The organism is Paenibacillus sp. FSL H7-0918 (assembly GCF_038007025.1).
Taxonomy (GTDB): domain Bacteria; phylum Bacillota; class Bacilli; order Paenibacillales; family Paenibacillaceae; genus Paenibacillus_AQ; species Paenibacillus_AQ odorifer.
The window spans coordinates 1758184-1777301 of record NZ_JBBOWJ010000001.1 but is presented as its reverse complement, the minus strand read 5'-3'; the positions used below and the strand labels follow the sequence as shown (position 1 = coordinate 1777301).

14 protein-coding genes and 1 tRNA gene are annotated in these 19118 nt (G+C 45.5%); 12 read left to right on the top strand and 3 right to left on the bottom strand.

Features of this window, described 5'->3' with window-relative positions; all coding sequences use genetic code 11:
• Positions 1-31: 31 nt before the first annotated feature.
• Both MHI15_RS08145 and MHI15_RS08140 read right to left on the bottom strand, forming a co-directional pair.
• Entirely contained in the window at positions 32-178 is a 147-nt protein-coding gene (locus MHI15_RS08145) for a hypothetical protein (RefSeq protein WP_341164312.1), read from the bottom strand.
• Between the two features lie 512 nt (positions 179-690).
• On the bottom strand, positions 691-1092 hold the full coding sequence (locus MHI15_RS08140) for a hypothetical protein (RefSeq protein WP_341164311.1): 402 nt from the start codon (positions 1090-1092) through the stop codon (positions 691-693).
• Between the two features lie 292 nt (positions 1093-1384).
• On the opposite strand from MHI15_RS08140, the gene MHI15_RS08135 reads away from it, so the two are divergent.
• From MHI15_RS08135 to pstA, 4 genes are all read left to right on the top strand, one after another.
• Complete coding sequence (locus MHI15_RS08135; protein WP_076129434.1) at positions 1385-2821, top strand: stalk domain-containing protein; 1437 nt, start codon at positions 1385-1387, stop codon at positions 2819-2821.
• A gap of 54 nt (positions 2822-2875) precedes the next feature.
• Positions 2876-3736 carry a phosphate ABC transporter substrate-binding protein gene (locus MHI15_RS08130; protein WP_038573065.1) on the top strand — a complete coding sequence of 287 codons (861 nt, stop codon included), beginning with the start codon at positions 2876-2878 and terminating at the stop codon, positions 3734-3736.
• Between the two features lie 82 nt (positions 3737-3818).
• On the top strand, positions 3819-4766 hold the full coding sequence (gene pstC, locus MHI15_RS08125) for a phosphate ABC transporter permease subunit PstC (protein ID WP_076306857.1): 948 nt from the start codon (positions 3819-3821) through the stop codon (positions 4764-4766).
• 50 nt (positions 4767-4816) lie between these two features.
• On the top strand, positions 4817-5644 hold the full coding sequence (gene pstA, locus MHI15_RS08120; protein WP_081386384.1) for a phosphate ABC transporter permease PstA: 828 nt from the start codon (positions 4817-4819) through the stop codon (positions 5642-5644).
• Between the two features lie 882 nt (positions 5645-6526).
• Here the strand turns inward: pstA and MHI15_RS08115 are convergent.
• A tRNA-Arg gene (locus tag MHI15_RS08115) sits at positions 6527-6600 on the bottom strand.
• Between the two features lie 279 nt (positions 6601-6879).
• Here MHI15_RS08115 and MHI15_RS08110 point away from each other — a divergent pair.
• The 8 genes from MHI15_RS08110 to lon all read left to right on the top strand — a co-directional run bounded on the left by MHI15_RS08110 (position 6880) and on the right by lon (position 19116).
• Positions 6880-7725, top strand: a complete 846-nt coding sequence (locus MHI15_RS08110) for a hypothetical protein (protein ID WP_036685042.1) — start codon at positions 6880-6882, stop codon at positions 7723-7725.
• A 98-nt stretch (positions 7726-7823) separates the two neighbouring features.
• A complete protein-coding gene (gene tig, locus MHI15_RS08105; RefSeq protein WP_076303255.1) occupies positions 7824-9158 on the top strand; it encodes a trigger factor in 1335 nt (444 codons plus the stop codon).
• 386 nt (positions 9159-9544) lie between these two features.
• Entirely contained in the window at positions 9545-10135 is a 591-nt protein-coding gene (gene clpP, locus MHI15_RS08100) for an ATP-dependent Clp endopeptidase proteolytic subunit ClpP (RefSeq protein WP_076129430.1), read from the top strand.
• Positions 10136-10147: 12 nt separating this feature from the next.
• Positions 10148-11404 (top strand): ATP-dependent protease ATP-binding subunit ClpX, encoded by a 1257-nt coding sequence (gene clpX / locus MHI15_RS08095; protein ID WP_036685052.1) that lies wholly within the window; start codon positions 10148-10150, stop codon positions 11402-11404.
• 112 nt (positions 11405-11516) lie between these two features.
• The gene (gene ispG, locus MHI15_RS08090) at positions 11517-12644 is read left to right on the top strand and encodes a flavodoxin-dependent (E)-4-hydroxy-3-methylbut-2-enyl-diphosphate synthase (RefSeq protein WP_036685055.1); all 1128 of its coding nucleotides are present in this window, start codon (positions 11517-11519) and stop codon (positions 12642-12644) included.
• Positions 12645-12845: 201 nt separating this feature from the next.
• Positions 12846-13517, top strand: a complete 672-nt coding sequence (locus MHI15_RS08085) for a BlaI/MecI/CopY family transcriptional regulator (protein WP_339188253.1) — start codon at positions 12846-12848, stop codon at positions 13515-13517.
• Positions 13518-14808: 1291 nt separating this feature from the next.
• On the top strand, positions 14809-16518 hold the full coding sequence (gene lonB, locus MHI15_RS08080; protein WP_038573063.1) for an ATP-dependent protease LonB: 1710 nt from the start codon (positions 14809-14811) through the stop codon (positions 16516-16518).
• A 234-nt stretch (positions 16519-16752) separates the two neighbouring features.
• On the top strand, positions 16753-19116 hold the full coding sequence (gene lon, locus MHI15_RS08075; protein WP_076129428.1) for an endopeptidase La: 2364 nt from the start codon (positions 16753-16755) through the stop codon (positions 19114-19116).
• Positions 19117-19118 lie beyond the last annotated feature (2 nt).

The window sequence follows — 19118 nt, the reverse complement described above, 5'->3', positions numbered from 1 at the left end:
TCCTCGATTCTGAATGTTCTGGGATACTTACTTAAGTTGAAGATGTTGCTGGTGTAGAAGGTGTAGAAGGTGTAGATGGTGTAGAAGGTAGTAGGGAGAAGCGTAGAAGTGTAGAAGTGTAGAAGGTGTTGATGTTGTTGATGTTGATGTTGATGTTGAACTGCATTGCGTTAAACACTCTAATTATATAATGAGTGAGTACTCACTCATTACTGTGCATCAAAAGTTAGGAATTGTAAACCATATATTTTATACAAAGGTATCCCACAGTATTAGCTTAATCCCGATTGACGTTTGTTAATTCAACATGTCCTTTTACTATGTATATAGAGATGATTTGAATAAAAGGCAAAAGTGCCACTAAATAGCGTCAGTCCGCCTAAACTAGGTAATAGAAAGGCATAAATGCCCTTAAATGGCGTCGATCCACTTAAATCAGCTAAAAGAGAGGCATAAATGCCTCAAAATAGCACGGACTTACCTAAACCAGACAAAAGAAGGGCATAAATGCCACAAAATAGGCATGATTTAGATAAATCAAGCTAAAGAACGGTATAAATCCCGTACAATGTACCCAATCCCGCTAAAGTTAGCAAAAGAACGGTATAAATCCCTCACAAAGAGCTCAATCCGACTGAAGTCAGTAAAAGAACGGTATAAATCCCGCACAATGAGCCGAATCTCCTAACCTTACGCAGAAACCGCCCCAACAGACCAGGTAGTTTTTAAATCGTAAGCAGCAGCCACATAATTGATAGCAGACTCTCGCCAGCAACAAGCTTCCCCACGCGCCCAAGCGAACTCCACATATACTCCACGTGCCCATCGACCCCAGCAACAAGCTTCCCCCACGCGCCAAGCGAACTCTGCAATATACTCCAAGTGCCCAGCGGCCTCCTCAACAAGCTTCCCCACGCACCCAAGCGAACTCCACATATACTCCACGTGCCCATCGACCCCAGTAACAAGTTTCCCCCACGCGCCAAGCGAACTCTGCAATATACTCCAAGTGCCCATCGACCTCCTCGACAAGCTTCCCCACACACCCAAGCGGCCTCTGCAATATACTCCACCCGCCCACCTCGGCAACAAGCTCCCCCCACCCGCCTACAATCTCAAATTAGTCCCTACGTCTCACCAAATCCCAAACAATTCTCCAACTAAATAAGGTAGCCACACCAAGCACCTTTTTACGAAAAAAGGCTGTTTTTGCTGTTTAGTTCATTTGGTTTAGAGCAAGAAAATTGTTAAATGAGCTAATATACCTGATTTTTTTAAAAAAAGAATACTAGTTAATATTTCCATTACATTCCTCTGCAACAGAATTGACAATTGTAGACGAAAATGACATTAGCAGTTACCTATACGAAAAGGGTGAATCTAATTGAAAAACAGTAAATGGATTAGCGCAACGTTGGCTTCAGCACTTCTTGCAACAGTAGGCGTTGGAAGTGTATCTGCAGCTAGCACCGGCAGTAATGTAAAATCTGTAGCTACCAATCAAGTCGCTGCTGTTACAGCAGTTAAAGAAGGTACAACTACTTGGAACGTAAACGGAACGCCGATTGTGTTTAACACCATTAACAGCAGTGGTTACAAGCTTTACTCGCTGACTCAGGTAGCTGGTGAAATTGGGGCTAAGGTAGTACTGGGAACAAGCGGGTTTGAACTTAACGACAGCAAAGGACTACATAATGTGCAACTCAAAACAGGCTCAAAGAGCTATCAAGTAGATGGTAATTCCGAATCGTTCACAGTGGCTCCAGTGTTTTATAACGGTAAAACTTATGTAGAGCTGACTAAGTTAGTTATTGCATTAGGTGGAGAGCTGGACGCTGATGCTAGCACGATTTTGAGCTTTGCACGTCCGGAAGGATTGTTTGATACTTTGCACTGGACGGCAGCTGGTAACCTGATTGCGAACAAAAGTGATGCTGAAACTACTCAGCTTATCAAATTCAGTACAGAACCAGGTAACTATGAAGTGTTTTCGTCAAATGACAGTGCGGTGGACTTTGCAGTATCGCCGGATCAACAGTGGGGAGCTTTTAATGATGAGAAAGGTTTGCTGAATCTGATTAACTTGTCTAGCGGAGCTGTTAAAACACTAGGCACCGACAATAGCGTGAAGACAGATCTGGTTTGGTCCAAAGATGGGAAAAGCATTTATTTCATCCAAGGAGACAAGCAAGAAAAAATCGCTAAAATCTCAGTAGAGACTGGTGATGTTAAATCCGTATTGGCTGACAAGGTTGAGAATAAATCTGAACTGCGCATTTCTGCTGACGAAAAAAGTGCCGTTTATATCGTTAATTTGACGGGTGTTGCTAAAAATGATGCAGACAGCACAGAAGATTCTCTTACGGTAGACTTTAGCTCGGCAGGAGAGCAGCTTTACAAGCTTGATCTGGCTACAAAAGATGCTAAACCAGCTGCATTAACAACCACAGCGGATAACAAGCTTTACCCAGAGATTTTGGCTGATGGAAATGTGGCATACCTGAGCGCAGATGCAGACGGCAATGCGAAGAATACCCTGAAGCTTGTAAAAGCGGACGCAACCAGCACTAATATTGCACTTGATATCGAAGTGAATTGGTCCACTGGCGTTAGCAATGGTTTGGTAGTGGCAGGTACTACGGCAGACGGAAGCACAGTGATCTATTCTATCGATGGTAGTGGTGCAAAGACCGAACTGTTCCGTACGACTGAAGATGTATCTGAAGTATCTGTATCTAAAGATGGAAGCAAGCTTGCGATTGTGAGCGGCGACAGCGTATGGGTTATCCAAGGCGGTAAAGGGCTGCAACTGACTAAATAATGATTATCCCAAACATATTTTAACGGCCTAGAGCCGAGAGGAGAAAATAGTACAATGAAAATCTTCAAGAAATTAACAGTAACGGCTTTAACAGCCGTAATCGCGGTAACCGCATCTTTTGCAGGGATTGCAGCAGCAGCAGATTCACTTAGTGGCAAAATCACCGTTAACGGTTCAACCGCACTTCTTCCATTGACCTTGCAAGCGGCAAAAGAATTCCAAAAGCTGCACCCTAAAGTAAAAATCGCAGCATCTGGTAAAGGTTCTGTAACTGGACCACAAGCTGTGAAAAAAGGCATCGCTGATATCGGCGCTTGCGACTGGGATGCTAGCATCGACGTACCAGGCTTCAAAGCTTTTGACGGACAGGTAGCGAACAAAGTAGCTGTTATTCCTTTTGCAACGATTGTAAACAAAAATGTGGGTGTAGATAACCTCACAACAGAACAACTTAAAGGCATTTTCGCTGGCAAAATCACCAACTGGAAAGAAGTAGGCGGCGCAGATGCAGATATCGTTGTCATCACTCGCTCTTTCGGTTCTGGTACCCGCGTTAACTATCAAGCTAAAGCCTTGGATGGCGGAGATATCGTTAAAAAAGCTAAGAACTACAAAGAAACAGGTTCATCCGGCGACATGAAAACAGCAGTAGGAACTACTCCTAACTCCATCGGTTATATCGACCTTGTTTATGTAAGTGGCGACGTAAAAGCAGTGAAACACAACGGTATCGCAGCTACTACAGACAACGTAATTAACGGTTCTTATAAGATTTGGGCTTATGGTTACTACATGACTAAAGGTCAACCTACTGGCGCAACTAAAGAATTTATCGAATACGTACAAAGCAAAAAGTTCCAACAAGGTTCTCTGAAAAAGCTAAAATTCATTCCGATCGCAGCAATGAAGGGTTAATAACATCTGAAGATCATATTGAACGGTAACAGCGGCCAGCCCCGATTTTGATACGGGGTTGGCCGCTTACAGGAGGGAAAGTATGGGGGCACCAGTCCACAACCTGGCAACTAAGGTTAAGGAGGGCGTTACAGAAGTTAGCGCCAACTCCAAACGTCACAGTAGACATATGTTTAGCAACCGATTATTCCGCTTTTATTTCTTATTCAGCATTCTTGCACTTTGCTTCGTGCTTGGACTTGTAATTCTATTTATCGGCAAAACGGCGCTGCTTCTGTTTGGTCATCTCTCGCCTGCGGACTTTTTCTTTTCTTTTAACTGGACGCCTGAAGAGGACTCCTTTGGGGCTGCTGCCTTCATTGTAAATACACTTTCACTGACGGCTTTGACCCTGCTGATCGCAGTACCTATTTCTGTGGGTATGGCCGTGCTCTGTGCGGAGATTGCTCCGAAGTGGATGAAGACCTTCATTCGCCCGGTGCTCGATTTGCTCGTTGGTATTCCTTCTATAGTATATGGTTATTTAGGCTTAACGGTATTACTTCCATTTCTTCGTAGAATTAGTGGGGAGAGCTTGGGCGATGGATTACTGGCTGCGGCCCTCGTGCTCGCATTAATGGTCCTGCCAACAATTTGCCGAATCAGTGATGATGCAATTGTCGCTGTTCCACGCAAATATCGGGATGCTGCGTACGCTCTTGGATCTACCCGTCTGCAAGTTATTATGCGTGTTGTTTTGCCTGCGGCTAGCAGAGGAATTATCTCCGCGGTCATTCTCGGGATGACTCGTGCTGTGGGGGAGACAATGGCTGTAGTTATGGTTATCGGAAACACACCACAGTTGGCGAAAACCTTATTTACACCTGCTTCGGTCTTGACTAGTAACATCGTTATGCAAATCTCGAATGTAGAGTTTGAATCAACCTGGAATTATGCCCTACATATGATGGCCTTTCTTCTACTGGTGATTTCCTTTGTACTGATTCTGATCATCCGCGTGCTGGGTAGAAAAAGGAGGGATGCAGCGTGAACGGATTCGCAAGTACAAAGCATACAGCGCGTGCTCAGAGACGCAATAAGATGGCGACTATAGGGTTTTATACGCTTGGGGCTTTAGTTATGCTGCTAATCTTCTGGCTGCTCTTCACGATTCTTAGTAAAGGTCTGCCAGCGCTGCGGCCTGACTTCCTGATTAAACAGCCTGAAGAGATTGACGTAGGTGGCGGGATCGGTCCTGTACTTTTCAACTCTTTTTATATTTTGTTCATCTCGCTGCTTATTTCCGTCCCTATCGGTTTAGGTGCGGGGATTTATATGGCGGAGTATGCTCCGGATAATGCTTTTACAGGCGGCCTGCGTATATGTGTAGAAGCTCTCTCTTCGGTTCCTTCAATTGTATTTGGTATGCTTGGACTTGCGATATTTGCTGAATATTTTGGAATCGGCCTGACGATTCTTGGCGGTGGGGTAAGCTTGGCGCTTTTGAATCTGCCTATGCTTGCACGTGTGACGGAGGAAGCGATTCGTGCTGTTCCTGGTGAGATGCGTGAAGCTGGATATGCACTGGGCATGACTAAATTCCATGTGATCCGCACAGTAGTTCTACCCGTTGCAATGTCAGCCATTGTTACTGGGATTTGTCTCGTTGCTGGGCGCGCCTTCGGGGAGTCCGCGGTTATTATCCTTACCGCTGGCCTCAGTACCTCGGGCGAAATGTGGGACTTTAATCTGTTCTCGCCGGGAGAAACCCTGGCAGTGCATCTATGGTATGTACAATCTGAAGCAATTGTAGAAGATGCGCGGCAAATCGCTGACAAATCAGCGGCAGTACTCGTATTTGTAGTTCTGTTTATTAACTTTGCCTTCCGTTTTCCGCTCTGGCTCGGAAATCGCCGCAAAGGGCGCTGATTCCGCTAATATAGGAAGACATGCATAAAAAACTGTCTCTCGGCGAGAAATCGCCGTGAACAGTTTTTTTATTCCCGATTAAATAAACAAGGTGCTCCATCCATCGATAAAATTGCTAATGCGCGTGTCTTTTGAGTAATTGGATTGGCCACGCTTAGCTTATAGAAAACTGAAAAAATTCCCATATTTAAAAATCAGAAATGGGAATGTGAAGAGTAATAGTCGATGAGTAGTGAGTGGTTTTTAATTGCACTTTATGCACTTATTTTTAAGGGGGATAGGTTTGTTTGGGTTTAATTGTACTTTGTGCAGTTAAAAATGGTGAAAAGGCCATTCTAGGCGTAAATCTGAGAATATAAGTGTATGAAATGCAATTAAAGCGAGTTTTGGAGGTAAAAGGGTACTTTTAGTTGCAGAAAATGCAATTAGATAGCATGTAGCGGCGTTTCTCCGGAAAATTAGCCGTAATGTTCTAATGCGGCGGGGGATGATGTGGAACTGACTCATAAAAACTGATCAACGATTGCTAAGCTTCACAGAACCTTGAGCCCCAATGAGTTCTAAGTGTGACCAAGTCCGAGCGAGCATCAAAAGTTAAGCTCCATCGACTCATTGCCCGACGAGGCATGGGTTTTCACTGAATTCTAAGTTTCGAATGCTAAGCTCTATCGGATCCTGAGCTCCGACGAGGCTAAGTTTTCATCAGGCTCTGAGCTTCGAATCCAAGTTCCATGAACCCCTGAGACTCGGCTAATCTAGAGCCGCGAATCTTTAAGCTCAGTCATTCAGTCGTCTATTCGTCCCAGTGACTCCCTGAGCTCCGCCCAACCCCTCCCCTGAACACAGAAACAGCCTTCCCGAAGGAAGGCTGTTTCTATATGACGTCCCGGAAGGGATTCGAACCCCCGACCGTGCGCTTAGAAGGCGCATGCTCTATCCAGCTGAGCTACCGGGACATGGTTGCTGGCAGAAAAGCAAGCAGGAATTATCATATCATATGGGGTGTTTTTTTTCAAGCTGTTTTTTAAAAAGAGTACGGGGTATGCTATAATCTACAATTATTAAGTTTCGGAAGAAGCTTAAGGTATTAATAACTTTTATAATGGTTAGGATTCCATTCACATAAGTAGACATAAGGAGGTGCCCTCATTAAACATTCGGATTCCCCCGCCACCAAAGAGAATATCGTCCTTTTCCCCAAGACACTGGACTATTATCAAATCCAGCTGACGGTGATGCTGGAAAGTGAACGCTACGGGGAAGCGATGGAGCTGCTTCGTTTTTTGCTGCAGTGTCAAGGACAGGAAGAGCGAAATTACGAGGAATGGCGGTCCCTGCTGGAATGGCTCGAAACGGCATTTCCTTACGCGTCCCAGAATGGAGATGCGGAGGGAGCTGTTCACCCCGAAGACGAAGATTTAAGGGAAGAGGATATGGCCCGCTTTTTGGCCAAATCCAAAATGAACGAGGATACGGGGTATCCCAAAAAGCTGCTGCAGCGGGTGATGAACGAGCCTCTGTCTGAGGCGACAATACTTGCACTAGAGCAGCTATCCTATCTGGAAGGTGGCGGCGTTGACGAGGAGCTGACCACTTGGCTACAGGGGGATAATGTTCATCCACTGCTGCAATTTCGGACCTTGCAGACGCTTAAGCGGCGTGGGATGCAGGGAACAGTGAAGCTGATTCGCGGCCATGAAAAGGTACTTGTAGAGATCGAGAGCGTGCCACTGCAGACGGAGGATTTTCCTCCGCAGGTGAGTCATGTGCTGGAGCGGGTAGCCGGGCAGGCTGAGGTGCATGAGCCTACGCTGTATTATTTTGCACAAGAGCTCTGGGGCCAGTTCATCATGTCGATTTATGGGTCGGATGAATATCGGAAATTGCTGGAAGGCGAAGACGTTTTGCTGGATATTTGGGCAGGAGCGTTGCACCAATTTGTTTCTGAGAGTTTAAACGGCTCCCGACAAGAGGAAGAGACACGTGGAATGTATGGCATCACAGACGGCATGCGCTTTCAATTTGAGGGAGCTTATCGTGCTCTCAAGGGTTTTGTAAAGACTTCTCTACTTGATAAATAAAGTAATGTTGTATATAATATAATGGTTATTCTGTGCGTGGATTGTATCATTATTTGAAGTAAACTTGTGAACCTATATTTTGGAGGGAAAAGTATAATATGAAAGCAACATGGGAAAAAATAGAGAAGAACCTTGGAGTTCTTGAAGTAGAAGTAGACGCAGAACGCGTAACAGCAGCACTTGATAAAGCTTTTAACAAAGTCGTTAAAAAAGCTAACGTACCAGGCTTCCGTAAAGGTAAAGTACCTCGGCCGATCTTTGAATCCCGTTTTGGTGTAGAAAGCTTGTACCAAGATGCAATCGACATTCTTCTTCCTGAAGCTTACGGTGAAGCAGTTGAACAAACTGACATCTTCCCTGTAGACCGTCCTGAAGTTGATATTGAGCAATTTGCTAAAGGCCAATCCTTTATCTTCAAAGCGAAGATCACGGTTAAACCTGAAGTGAAGCTCGGCGATTACAAAGGTCTGGAAGTTCCAGTACAAAAAGCTGAAGTGACTGAAGAAGAGTTGAGTGCTGAACTTGCTCGTCTGCAAGAACGTCATGCTGAGCTTGTAGTAGTTGAAGAAGAAGCAGCAGCTAACGGCGACATCGCTGTAATCGATTTTGACGGATATGTTGATGATGTACCGTTTGAAGGCGGAAAAGCTGAACGTCACTCTCTTGAGCTTGGCAGCAACTCCTTCATTCCAGGATTCGAAGAGCAAGTGGTAGGAATGGCTACTGGAGATTTCAAAGATGTTGAAGTTACTTTCCCTGATGAATACCATGCAGAGAACCTTGCGGGTAAAAAAGCAGTATTCAAAGTGAAGCTGCACGAAATCAAACGCAAACAACTTCCTGCATTGGATGATGAGTTCGCTAAAGATGTAAGTGAATTCGAAACTTTGGATGAGTACAAAGCAGATTTGAAGGCTCAACTCGAATCCCGTAAAGAGGAAGAACTGAAAGGCCTTCGTGAGAATGCAGTTGTTGATAAAGCAGCAGCTAACGCTGAAGTTGAAATCCCTGAAGCTATGATCAACAGTGAAGTTGAGAATATGGTTCGTGACTTCGACACTCGTCTTCGTCAACAAGGTATGAACATGGATATGTTCCTTAGCTTCTCCGGCCAAACTCGTGAAGACTTGCAGAACCAAATGAAAGGCGATGCTGAAAAACGCGTTCGCAACAACCTGGTATTGGAAGTTATCGCAAAACAAGAGAACATTGAAGTTTCCGAAGAAGAAGTTAACGAAGAGTTGGCTACTATGGCTGAAGCTTACAAACGTACTCCAGAAGAAATTCGCAGCATCTTGGCAGCTAACGGTTCACTGGGCAGCTTGAACGAAGAGCTTTCGTTGCGTAAAACCATTGATTTCCTTGTTAGCAATAGTGTAGAAGTTGAAGCAGTAGAAGAAGCACCAGCTGCTGAAGACACTAAAGCTGAGTAGGATATTTTAAAATTATAAGAAGGTATAAGTTTCACTTTATACTTTATTCTTATAATTCTCGCATAAACGCTTACCGTCCTTAAAAGGACGCCGAAGGCGTTTTAGCTTGACACTACCTAGAACGGCCAAGTTACACGGCCTCCATACAGATATGATAAGGCACGTAAGTTTCGTTACGTGCCTTATTTTTATCCTCGGCCGCAAATATATGTGACTACATAGGTATCCGTATGAACGTATGGCAATAAGGTAATAGGGGCGGTAACGTCACAATTCACAAGCAGCGGACTGTCCACTGTAGTGAAAAAATGACATCGCGCCGTGAACGTGTTAAAATATTTCTGAAACGATAAGACTAATCTGTACAGAGAAAAGAGGTTGGTGGCATGAGTCTGGTACCAATGGTTGTGGAATCAACAAGTCGTGGAGAACGTTCGTACGATATCTATTCCAGATTGCTCAAGGATCGCATCATTTTCTTAAGCAGTGCGATTGACGATGATGTCGCCAATCTGGTTATTGCTCAATTGCTGTTTTTGGCAGCAGATGATCCCGAGAAGGACATTCACTTGTACCTCAACTCACCCGGTGGTTCAGTAACAGCCGGCATGGGTATATACGATACGATGCAATATATCAAACCGGATGTTTCAACCATTTGTGTAGGGATGGCAGCAAGCATGGGATCGCTCCTTCTAACAGCTGGGGCGCCGGGCAAAAGATATGCGCTGACCAACAGCGAAGTTATGATTCATCAACCGCTCGGCGGTGTTCAAGGTCAAGCGTCTGATATTTGGATTCACACTGACTGGATCCTCAAGACGAGACAGAAGCTGAATCAAATTTATGTAGATCGCACAGGTCAGCCCCTTGAAAAAATCGAACGGGACACAGACCGCGATAACTTCATGAGCGCGGAAGAAGCCAAGGAATATGGGCTTATTGACCAGGTTCTTTCTTCACCGATGAAATCTTAAAGGGGTGGTTAGATGTTTAAATTTAATGATGAAAAAGGGCAATTGAAATGTTCTTTTTGCGGTAAATCACAAGAGCAGGTTCGTAAGCTTGTAGCAGGACCGGGCGTTTATATATGTGACGAATGTATCGAGCTTTGCACGGAAATTGTGGAAGAAGAGCTCGGTCATGAGGAAGAGCTTGATCTGAAGGATATTCCAAAACCAAAGGAAATTCGTGATATTTTGGATCAATATGTAATCGGTCAAGAGCAAGCGAAGAAATCTCTTTCTGTAGCGGTTTATAACCACTACAAGCGCGTGAACAGCCAAAGCAAGATCGAAGATGTTGAGCTGACTAAGAGTAATATCCTTTTGCTCGGTCCAACAGGTTCTGGTAAAACCTTGTTAGCACAAACGATGGCGAAGATTATCAACGTTCCTTTTGCTATTGCAGACGCTACTTCCTTAACGGAAGCTGGTTATGTTGGCGAGGATGTTGAGAACATTCTGCTCAAACTCATTCAAGCTGCAGATTACGATGTGGAGAAAGCCGAACGCGGCATTATCTATATTGATGAAATTGATAAAGTAGCACGTAAATCCGAGAATCCGTCCATTACTCGTGATGTTTCCGGCGAAGGTGTACAGCAAGCGCTTCTGAAGATTCTGGAAGGAACTGTTGCTTCTGTGCCTCCGCAGGGCGGACGTAAGCACCCTCATCAGGAGTTTATTCAGATCGACACGACGAACATCCTGTTCATCGTTGGCGGTGCCTTTGACGGTCTGGAGCAAATGATTAAACGCCGTATCGGTAAAAAAATCATTGGCTTCAACGCAGCAGTTGAAGGACAAAAGGATCTGAAGCCTGGCGAATATTTGTCGATGGTATTGCCTGAAGATTTGCTCAAATTCGGTCTTATTCCTGAATTTGTAGGCCGTCTGCCAGTCATCTCGACTTTGGAGCCGCTTGATGAGAATACGCTTGTACGTATCCTTTCCGAGCCTAAAAATGCACTCACTAAACAATATATCAAGCTGCTGGAAATGGACAACGTAGCGTTGAAGTTCGAACCATTGGCACTCGAAGCAATTGCCAAGGAAGCGATCAAACGTAATACGGGAGCCCGTGGACTGCGCGCGATTATTGAGAGCATCATGCTCGATGTGATGTATGAAGTTCCTTCACGCGATGATATTAAGGATTGTGTGATCACGGAACAGGTCGTTCAGGAGAAAGCTTTGCCTGAGCTCAACCTTAAGAAAGACAAGAAGAAAGAGGAAAGCGCGTAAGCCGCTTTTCCTTAACAATACATGTCACAGTCTCCACCTTTCTTCCGCTTATCCCGCTTCACATTAGCGGGAGCGAAGGGGTGGAGCTTTGGCGTTATGGGGGAGAAAAATCATGTTCTTGAGACACCAAACCCGTCCGGTCAATGTTGGCGGGCTCATTATTGGGGGAAACAACGAGGTTGCGATTCAAAGCATGTGTACAACCAAAACCGCTGATGTGGAGGCTACTGTAGCTGAAATATTGCGGCTTGAGGAAGCAGGCTGCCAGCTAGTACGCGTAACTGTCAACAATGAAGAGGCGGCTGCCGCAATCAAGGAGATCAAGAAACAGATTCATATCCCACTCGTAGCGGATATTCATTTCAACTATAAGCTAGCGTTGATGGCTATCGAGAACGGCATCGATAAAGTACGGATTAATCCGGGGAACATTGGTCGTCGCGAAAAGGTAGAAGCGGTAGTTAAAGCATGTAAAGAAAAAGGAATTCCGATTCGGATTGGTGTAAACGCTGGTTCTTTGGAGAATCACCTTTTGGAGAAATACGGATATCCAACCCCAGAAGCCATGGTAGAAAGTGCGTTATACCATATTGGGATTCTGGAGGAACTGGATTTCCACGACATTATCGTTTCTCTAAAAGCATCCGATGTGCCAATGGCCATCGAAGCTTACCGTCAGGCTGCGGAAGTTATCCCTTATCCACTGCACTTGGGGATTACAGAATCTGGCACATTATTTGCTGGTACAGTGAAGAGCTCCGCAGGTATTGGTGCACTGCTCTCTATGGGCATCGGCAGCACACTGCGTATCTCGCTTAGTGCCGATCCGGTTGAAGAGGTTAAGGTGGCGCGTGAGCTGCTGAAGACGTTTGGTCTGATCTCTAACGCGGCGACGCTGATCTCTTGTCCGACTTGCGGACGACTGGATATCGATCTTTTTTCCATCGCTAATGAGGTGGAAGAATACATTTCGAAGCTTAAGGTGCCTATTAAAGTTTCCGTCCTTGGCTGTGCTGTTAACGGTCCTGGTGAAGCACGTGAAGCAGATATCGGTATTGCTGGCGCTCGTGGGGAAGGTTTGCTTTTCCGCTACGGACAAATGATCCGTAAAGTGCCTGAAGCTGAACTCGTAAACGAGCTGAAGAAGGAAATTGATGCGATCGTGGTGGCTTACGAGGCAACGGGCGAAATCCCAGGCCGCGCCCACGCTAACCTTGCACCTCCGGTGCAATCGAAGTAACTTGGTCTGAATGGTATTTATAAGAATTTTCAATCTCATAATAGTATAAACACTTCTTAGCATCGTATAGTAATTTTGGGCGACGTTAGGTAAGTAGTGACCTAAGTGGCGAAGAACGTCCTGTGCAGTTCCGGTATATCCGGGGCTCATGGGGCGTTTTTTTTGCGTTTATTTCCATTTTGGAGGAAGGGATGAGTAAACATGAACTATGAACAAGCCCATGAAAAATTTATTGCGCAGCATCTTGCAAGCAGAACGGGCGAACGTCGGGGGAGGCTGGAGAGAGGGCATGGCCACGCCGAGAAATTATTTTTGCAGAATGTCTGGTGGCCGCTTTGTGGTGATTTCAATAATCTTCATCCGGAGTATGAGGTGCTGGATTTACAAAGACGAGCTTATTTTGCTGATTTTGCTTTTTTGCCGGGGCCGATCAAGCTTTTGTTTGAGATCAAAGGGTATGCAGCTCATGTAAGAGACATGGATAGGCTGAAGTATTGTAATGAGCTAAATCGTGAAACTTTTCTGTACGGAATGGGTTATCAAGTAATTTCATTTGCCTATGATGATGTTGAACAGCGCCCTGAGTTATGTGTTACACTGCTGCGTTTGGCGCTAAGCCGCTACCAAATTGTAGATGCACCGCGTGGCAGACTGCTAATCGCTGAGAAGGAAATCATGCGTTTAGTGGTGCGTCAAGCTGGGGTGATACGCCCTAAAGAAGTCGCTGATTATTTCACGCTAGATCCCAAAACAGTACGCATGATGCTAAAGAATCTCTGTGAAAAAGGCTGGCTTACTCCTGTGAAGAGGGGAATCGGCGTCAAAAATGTTGAGTATAAGCTGGCTCGTGATGTTCTTTATTACTGGGATTGATATTTGTAAAGGCTGGTGGCTGGTGGCTGATGGAGGCTATATTATTGAAGTAGTTTATGTAGAGTAATTATAGAGTAATTAATATAACAGTTTAGATGTAATTGATGTATCTGGTGAAACTTATGGAGTTGGTGGTGCTATTGTAGCTGATGTAACTGGTGTAGATGACGTAGCTAATGTTTTGAAGTGGATAAAGTTGTAAAAGTGGTTGATGGAGCAGGTGTAGCAGAAGTGGTTTGATGGGGCTGATCATATAGGCGTAACAATGTTGGCCATGACTTTTGCTGAAGGCGGAAATTTGAAAAGAAGGTATGTGAAGGAGCTCGATGTGAAGTCCGTTATGAAGTAAAACGCAACAATTAGGGAAATCCTCCCTGAAATAAGCGAGATATGGCTCAAAATCAAGCTTATTAGGGAAAAACTCCCTAATAAAAGGAGCATTTCTCCCATTTATGTGTGATTCGTCCAATAATCAGGGGGGATTTCCCTAATTGGCAGCTTTGAGGTCGTGAATCACTGATAAATAGGGAGGATTTCCCTAATTATTTGGCTGGGTACCAATGATACTTAGATTTTTGTACTGAATAGGATGTTTCTAAGAACATAGGAGATACAAACGGATATGTTCAGCAAATTAAGTTAAGTCTGCATCTTAGAGGTAAACTGACGTAACTTCTAGAAGTAACCCACCGTCCCTAGCTAACTCAACTTCTAAAAGAAGCTCACCGTGCCCAGCTGACTTAGCCTCTAGAAGTAGCTCACCGTCCCCAGCTAACTCAGCTTCTAAAAGTACCTCCTCGAACTCAACAAAATAAACGTCTACAGGAAACTCCAGACGCCCTTACCCTTTGCGCTACGCACAACTAGGTTCCTTACCCCCACGTAGCACCGATCACGATACTCAGTTACTAAGTATGACGATTCCCCTTAACACCACAGTTACTCAAATTCCCTTTCCACTAATCTCTCCCTCATTTCTCCGCATTCCTCCTTCATTCCTCTTCATCTCTTCATCCCTCCTTTACTTCCGCACTCCTCCTCACTCCTCCGCATTCCTTCCTCTCCAACTTCCTCTCCAACCTCCTCAACAATCTCCTTTTTTTAAAATTATCTAAGCTACATTCGTACTCCCCATACTCATTAATGCCCTTATAGTTAATTATCAGAGTCTATCCTACTGCAACAATTCAACAAATCCTCAAATTCGCGTTTACTAATTACCGAAACGGCTATACTACCTAATAGTAGCCAAGGGTGGAAAGGTAGACTGAACGAAACAGGAGGATGACCTATGGAATTAAGTATAGTTGTGATGATCGTGCAGCTCTTTTTCGCGCTGGTTATCGGCGTATACTTTTGGAATCTGCTGCGGGGTCAGAAGACAAATAAGACAGCGGTGGAACGAGAGTCGCGCAAGGAACTAGACAAGTTACGGAAAATGCGGATGATTACATTAACTAAACCATTGTCGGAGAAAACACGTCCGGCTTCTATTGGAGATATTGTCGGGCAAAAAGATGGGCTGCGCGCCCTGAAAGCCGCACTTTGCAGCGCTAATCCGCAGCATGTGATTATTTATGGTCCGCCGGGAGTGGGCAAGACTGCGGCAGCGCGTGTTGTCATGGAAGAGGCGAAAAAGAATGTGCTTTCTCCTTTTAAAAGTGACGCTAAATTCACAGAGATTGACGCCACTACCGCTCGTTTTGATGAGCGTGGTATTGCTGACCCGTTGATCGGCTCTGTGCATGATCCTATTTATCAAGGTGCAGGGGCCATGGGTGTGGCGGGTGTGCCACAGCCGAAACCGGGCGCGGTCACTAAGGCGCATGGCGGGATTCTTTTTCTGGATGAGATAGGAGAGCTTCACCCTATTCAGATGAATAAGCTGCTTAAAGTGCTTGAAGACCGGAAGGTCCTGCTAGAGAGCGCTTATTATAATTCGGAGGATAATAATACTCCGGCTTATATTCATGATATTTTTCAAAATGGATTGCCTGCTGATTTCCGGCTAGTTGGCGCTACTACGCGCTCTCCGGATGAGATTTCACCTGCGCTGCGTTCGCGCTGCATGGAGATTTATTTCCGCCCGCTGCTGCCGGATGAGATTGCCGTCATCGCGCGTGACGCGATACAGAAAATTGGGCTTAAACCAAGTCCGGAAGCAGTCACTGTGGTGCAACAGTATGCAACCAACGGCCGGGAGGCAGTTAACATGATCCAGCTGGCTGCTGGGTTAGCTTTAACTGAGCAGAGAGATACACTAAATGCTGCTGATGTGGAATGGGTGGCAGGCAGCAGCCAGCTTCCGCTGCGTACGGAACGCAAGATTCCTTCGGCACCACAGATTGGATTAGTGAACGGTCTTGCTGTGTATGGACCGGGTATGGGGACTTTGCTCGAAATCGAAGTTTCCGCAGCGCCTGCTGTGAACGGCCAAGGCAGATTGAACGTGACAGGTGTGGTGGATGAAGAAGAGATCGGTGGAGGCTCCCGCACGATTCGGCGAAAAAGTATGGCAAAGGGCTCAGTTGAGAATGTATTGACCGTACTGCGTACGATGAATCTGGAGCCCGATCGTTATGATCTACATGTGAATTTCCCAGGGGGTACACCGATTGACGGACCTTCTGCTGGAGTAGCGATGGCAGTAGCAATTGTCTCCGCTATTCGTGGACTTCCCGTGGATAACACGGTAGCGATCACAGGTGAGATAGGCATCCATGGTCGAGTTAAGCCAGTGGGCGGTGTAATTGCCAAAGTAGAAGCTGCTTTTCAAGCTGGTGCCACTACAGTGCTTATTCCAAAAGAAAACTGGCAGTCTCTCTTCGCTGACCTCGCGCCATTACGCGTTATTCCAATGGAAACAGTAGAAGAGGTGTTCCGTCATCTGTTTGGTGCCGATACAGCAGATGTAAGGTTGCCTGCAGTTGCTGGAGAGCTGTTCTCCGCTGCACCTTCACTCCTGAAGGCCGATGCGGCTGGTGAATCTGCAAAGGGTTAAACTAAATTGATCCCTAATTCGAAGAATAAGGTGAGATTTGTCGCTGTAAAATAAAGGAGGCTGCAGGCAATTCTGCTGCTTCCTTTTTAAATGCTACAAGAAACGTTGTCTCTATTTATGGAAAAGCAAGTCGGTTCTTCTTGAAATCTAAGGACTCTGTTGGTGTTTTGGGGCTGCTTTTGTTAGAATGAATGCATATGAGATTAATTGAGAGCCATGGGAGGTGCGAAAGCGATGATGACAAATAAAACAAAAGGTCGTCGTTTTCCTTTATTGCCGCTAAGAGGGCTTCTTGTGTACCCAAGCATGGTTCTTCACTTGGATGTGGGCCGTGAGAAGTCAGTTCGGGCGCTAGAGAAAGCTATGGTTGAAGATAATTTGATTCTTCTTTGTTCCCAGTCGGAAGTGAATATTGAAGAGCCAGGTCAGGACGATATTTTTCGGGTCGGTACTGTCGCCAATGTGCGGCAAATGCTGAAGCTTCCAAACGGTACGATACGTGTACTGGTTGAAGGTGTAGAACGGGCCGAAATTATTAATTATATCGATAATGATGAGTACTATGAGGTTATGGCGCGTGAGCTGCCGGAAGATGAAGATAGCGATCAAGAATGTGACGCGCTGATGCGTACAGTACTCAATCAGTTCGAACACTATATTACGTTATCCAAAAAAGTGACCCCAGAGACCCTCGCTGCTGTATCCGATATAGAAGAGCCTGGTCGACTTGCGGATGTCATTACGAGTCATTTATCGCTAAAAATTAAGGATAAGCAAGAAATTCTCGAGACGATTGATGTTAGTAAACGGCTGGAGAAGCTTCTTGATATTCTTAATAATGAGCGTGAAGTGCTGGAGCTTGAACGTAAGATCAATCAACGTGTCAAAAAGCAGATGGAAAAGACGCAGAAGGAATATTATTTGCGTGAGCAAATGAAAGCGATCCAGAAAGAACTCGGCGAGAAGGAAGGCCGGGTAGGAGAAGCGGAAGAGCTGCGGACGCTAATGGAAGAGAAAAATGTTCCAGAACGTGTGAAAGAAAAGATGGAGAAAGAAATCGATCGGCTGGAAAAAATGCCAGTCAGCTCTGCGGAAGGCGGCGTCATTCGCAACTATGTAGATTGGCTGCTTAGTCTCCCTTGGAGTGAACAGACAGAGGATGATCTTGACATCAAAAAGGCCGAGCAGGTACTTGATGAGGATCACTACGGTTTGGAAAAACCGAAGGAACGGGTATTGGAATATTTGGCCGTTCAGCAGCTGGTTAAGAAGCTTAAGGGTCCGATTTTATGTCTTGTAGGTCCTCCGGGGGTGGGGAAAACCTCACTGGCTCGTTCCATCGCCCGCTCGCTCAACCGCAAGTTCGTCCGTATCTCGTTAGGTGGTGTACGTGATGAGGCGGAGATTCGAGGACATCGCCGGACTTATGTAGGTGCGATGCCGGGCCGGATTATCCAAGGCATGAAGACGGCGGGTACGATTAATCCGGTTATCCTATTGGATGAAATCGATAAGATGGCTGCGGATTTCCGTGGAGATCCATCTTCAGCGCTGCTTGAGGTGTTGGATCCAGAACAAAACAACACGTTTAGTGATCATTTTGTAGAGCTGCCGTTCGACTTGTCGAACGTAATGTTTGTAACAACAGCGAACGTAGTGCATAATATTCCGCGTCCTTTGCTGGATCGAATGGAAATGTTGTTCATTCCGGGATATACGGAACTGGAGAAACTGCAAATCGGCAGCCGTTATCTATTACCTAAGCAGAAGAAAAACCACGGTCTTGCAGAAGATCAACTGATTATCGAAGACGATAGCTTATTACGCATTGTCCGCGAATATACCCGTGAATCCGGTGTTCGTAATTTGGAACAGCAGATTGCAGCATTATGCCGCAAAGCTGCGAAACAAATCGTGTCTGAGGAAAAAGAGAAAGTGGTCATTCTTCCTGACGACATCAAGGATTATCTTGGGGCTTCTAAATATCGTTACGGTATGGCTGAGCTTGAAGATCAGATCGGTACGGTCACTGGGCTAGCTTGGACTGAGGTCGGTGGAGATACACTGCTGATCGAAGTTACGGTTGTGCAGGGAACAGGTAAACTAACCCTTACCGGACAGCTTGGCGATGTAATGAAGGAGTCGGCACAGGCAGCATTCAGCTATACTCGTTCGAAGGCGGAGGAGCTGGGGCTCCAGCCCGATTTTTATGAGAAGATTGATATTCATATCCATATCCCGGAAGGTGCAATTCCGAAGGATGGTCCGTCTGCAGGGATTACGATTGCAACCGCATTGATCTCCGCGCTCACGAAACGTTATGTTTCGAAGGATGTGGCGATGACAGGTGAAATCACCTTGCGGGGACGTGTACTGCCCATTGGTGGATTGAAAGAGAAATCCCTTGCGGCTCACCGAGCTGGATATAAAAAGATCCTTCTTCCCAAAGACAATGAACGGGATTTGAAAGATATTCCTGAGAGCGTACGTAATGATGTTGAGTTCGTACCTGTATCTAATATGGATCAGGTCTTGCATCATGCGTTAGTTGAGCATCATAATGAAATTAGCAGTGAGCCACCGAGTAGTGTGCATTAGAA

Bases quoted from the DNA above. Each gene is read 5' to 3' on its own strand.
- MHI15_RS08130 (WP_038573065.1), top strand. From the start codon at position 2,876: ATGAAAATCTTCAAGAAATTAACAGTAACGGCTTTAACAGCCGTAATC.
- pstC (WP_076306857.1), top strand. From the start codon at position 3,819: ATGGGGGCACCAGTCCACAACCTGGCAACTAAGGTTAAGGAGGGCGTT.
- pstA (WP_081386384.1), top strand. From the start codon at position 4,817: ATGGCGACTATAGGGTTTTATACGCTTGGGGCTTTAGTTATGCTGCTA.
- MHI15_RS08110 (WP_036685042.1), top strand. From the start codon at position 6,880: ATGCTGGAAAGTGAACGCTACGGGGAAGCGATGGAGCTGCTTCGTTTT.
- tig (WP_076303255.1), top strand. From the start codon at position 7,824: ATGAAAGCAACATGGGAAAAAATAGAGAAGAACCTTGGAGTTCTTGAA.
- clpP (WP_076129430.1), top strand. From the start codon at position 9,545: ATGAGTCTGGTACCAATGGTTGTGGAATCAACAAGTCGTGGAGAACGT.
- clpX (WP_036685052.1), top strand. From the start codon at position 10,148: ATGTTTAAATTTAATGATGAAAAAGGGCAATTGAAATGTTCTTTTTGC.
- ispG (WP_036685055.1), top strand. From the start codon at position 11,517: ATGTTCTTGAGACACCAAACCCGTCCGGTCAATGTTGGCGGGCTCATT.
- MHI15_RS08085 (WP_339188253.1), top strand. From the start codon at position 12,846: ATGAACTATGAACAAGCCCATGAAAAATTTATTGCGCAGCATCTTGCA.
- lonB (WP_038573063.1), top strand. From the start codon at position 14,809: ATGGAATTAAGTATAGTTGTGATGATCGTGCAGCTCTTTTTCGCGCTG.
- lon (WP_076129428.1), top strand. From the start codon at position 16,753: ATGATGACAAATAAAACAAAAGGTCGTCGTTTTCCTTTATTGCCGCTA.